This is a genomic window from Methanomethylovorans sp. (genome assembly GCF_050177135.1).
In the GTDB taxonomy this organism is placed as follows: Archaea; Halobacteriota; Methanosarcinia; order Methanosarcinales; family Methanosarcinaceae; genus Methanomethylovorans.
In genome coordinates this window covers 1-2,570 of record NZ_JBFXHJ010000226.1, presented here as the reverse complement: position 1 = coordinate 2,570, position 2,570 = coordinate 1, and the positions used below count along the sequence as shown (strand labels likewise).

Here is a 2,570-nt window from a genome sequence, read left to right as displayed (position 1 = left end):
GCCTACAAAAGTACTGCGCAACGCTGCAGAAATGAACGATGATGAGCTGCTGGATGTGGTCTCAAGGTTATTCAATATTGATAAGATCCCGGAAAAGAATAAAAATAAATGCAAATAACAGAAGTGATCAAATGTTCCCACAGGTTAGGATGAGAAGGCTAAGAAGCGGCAAGATAAGAGATATGGTCCGTGAGACCTCAATTTCGGTCGATGACCTTATCTACCCCATGTTAGTGGACGAAAATATCGATTCACCACTGGCAATGTCCTCAATGCCGGGAATCTCCCGGCTTCCTGTTGAGATGGCAGCAGACGATGTTAAAGAAGCTGCAGACCTGGGGATTCCTGCCGTTATACTCTTTGGGATACCTTCCACAAAAGATGAGGAAGGAAGCAGCGCATGGGGCCAGGATGATGTAGTACAGCGAGCGGTGCGTGAGATAAAGAGCGAGCTTGGAAAGGACATGTATGTTATAACAGATGTGTGCCTGTGCGAATATACAAGTCATGGCCATTGTGGCGTAGTTGATATGGAACATGAACAGATATTGAACGATCCCACGCTTCCTCTGCTTGGAAAAACTGCAGTAAGCCATGCACTGGCCGGAGCAGATATGGTAGCTCCTTCCGGAATGATGGATGGGATGATAACTGCGATAAGAGATGCACTTGACAAAAGTAACTGCAAGGACGTGCCTATAATGTCATATGCGGCGAAATATTCTTCTGCTTTTTACGGACCTTTCAGGGAAGCAGCAGATTCCGGATATTCGTTTGGCGACCGTTCCAGTTACCAGATGGACCCTGCAAATTCTGATGAAGCGATAAGGGAAGCAGAACTGGATATATTGGAAGGAGCTGATGTTATTATGGTAAAACCCGCCCTTCCTTACCTTGACGTACTCTATCGCATCAAGACAGAGTTCAAAATGCCCACTGCTGCATACAATGTCAGCGGGGAGTTCGCAATGCTGAAAGCTGCTGCACGTTTGGGCTGGCTGGATGAGAATAAGGTCATGTATGAATCCCTGCTTTCCATCAAGAGAGCAGGAGCGGATATGATACTGACCTATTTTGCTAAGGACCTTGCAAGGATGTTAAAGTAATAGAATGGTGATGTTAATGGAATTGACAAGATCAGAGAAATTATATGAAAAAGCACGGAAACTAATACCAGGTGGAGTAAGCAGTCCTGTCAGGGCCATTAAACCCTTTCCATTTTATACAGCATCCGCCTCGGGATCAAAGATAACCGACGCTGATGGCAATGAGTATATAGATTTCTGCCTTGCATACGGCCCAAAGATACTGGGACATGCCAACCAAAAAATAAAGCAAACCATCATCGAACAGCTTGATAAGGGCTGGTTGTACGGCACTCCCACCGAACTGGAGATCAAGCTCGCCGAAAGGATAGCAGGGATGTACCCCAGCATAGATATGGTAAGGTTCGTTTCCACCGGTACTGAGGCTACTATGAGCGCGCTGCGTGTTGCACGTGGTTTTACCGGCAGGAACAAGTTCATCAAAATAGAAGGCGGTTTCCATGGAGCTCATGATGCAGTACTCGTTAAAGCCGGTTCAGGTGCTACCACCCTGGGAAAACCTGACTCTCTGGGAGTGCCTGAAGACTTCACAAAGAATACATTGCAGGTGCCTTTCAACGATATAGAGGCACTCACACAGGTCATGGAAAAGTACGGAAAAGATATTGCAGCTTTCATACTGGAGCCTGTGATGGGTAACGTTGGTCCGATACTTCCGGACGACGGTTACCTCCGGGAAGTGCGCAAGATCACAGAAGAGAACGATGTAGTGCTCATTTTTGATGAAGTGATCACAGGATTCCGCATGGCTATGGGTGGAGCCCAGGAATACTACGGGGTCACTCCGGATATGACCACCTTAGGTAAGATCATAGGCGGTGGAATGCCCATAGGAGTGTTCGGAGGAAAAAGAGAGATCATGGAAATGGTAGCCCCCTCTGGTGGCGTATACCAGGCTGGCACATATAGCGGCAGCCCCACATCCGTAGCTGCAGGAATTACTGTTCTTGATATACTGGAAGAAGAGAATGTGCAGAAGAAACTAAATGCCACCGGAGACAAACTGCGTGCTGGCATCACCGATATCGTGGAAGATCTGGATCTTAACTACAATGTGTGTGGTGTATCCTCGATGTTCAAGGTGTTCTTTGGAAACAGACCCCGCAACTATCAGGAAGTCCTTGGATGTGACAAGGAAGGTTATCTTAAATTCTTCTTCAGGATGCTGGAAAGCGGGATATTTCTGCCTCCATCACAGTTCGAGACAAATTTCCTCTGCACTGCACATTTGGAAGAGGACATGGAAAGGCTGCTGGCTGCATATCAAGCAAATCTCAAATAAGGTTGCACTAACATGATAATAGGAACACGAGGCAGTGCTCTTGCTCTTGCACAGGCGGATATCGTTGCCAGGATGCTGGCAGACAGGGGTATTGAAACAAGCCGTAAGATCATAAAGACCACTGGTGACAGGTTCACTGACCGGCCCCTGCATGAAGTGGCAGGTGTTGGTGCCTTTGTGCG

2 protein-coding genes and 1 pseudogene are annotated in these 2,570 nt (G+C 47.2%); all 3 read left to right on the top strand.

The window, feature by feature from the left end; translation table 11 throughout:
* The first annotated feature begins 131 nt into the window (after positions 1-131).
* Entirely contained in the window at positions 132-1,106 is a 975-nt protein-coding gene (gene hemB / locus AB7U21_RS11830) for a porphobilinogen synthase (RefSeq protein ID WP_428389287.1), read from the top strand.
* Positions 1,107-1,116: 10 nt separating this feature from the next.
* Positions 1,117-2,388, top strand: a complete 1,272-nt coding sequence (gene hemL / locus AB7U21_RS11825; protein ID WP_428389285.1) for a glutamate-1-semialdehyde 2,1-aminomutase — start codon at positions 1,117-1,119, stop codon at positions 2,386-2,388.
* 12 nt (positions 2,389-2,400) lie between these two features.
* Positions 2,401-2,570 (top strand): annotated as a pseudogene (locus AB7U21_RS11820) (hydroxymethylbilane synthase); the annotation flags it as partial.

Bases quoted from the DNA above. Each gene is read 5' to 3' on its own strand.
- hemB (WP_428389287.1), top strand. From the start codon at position 132: ATGTTCCCACAGGTTAGGATGAGAAGGCTAAGAAGCGGCAAGATAAGA.
- hemL (WP_428389285.1), top strand. From the start codon at position 1,117: ATGTTAATGGAATTGACAAGATCAGAGAAATTATATGAAAAAGCACGG.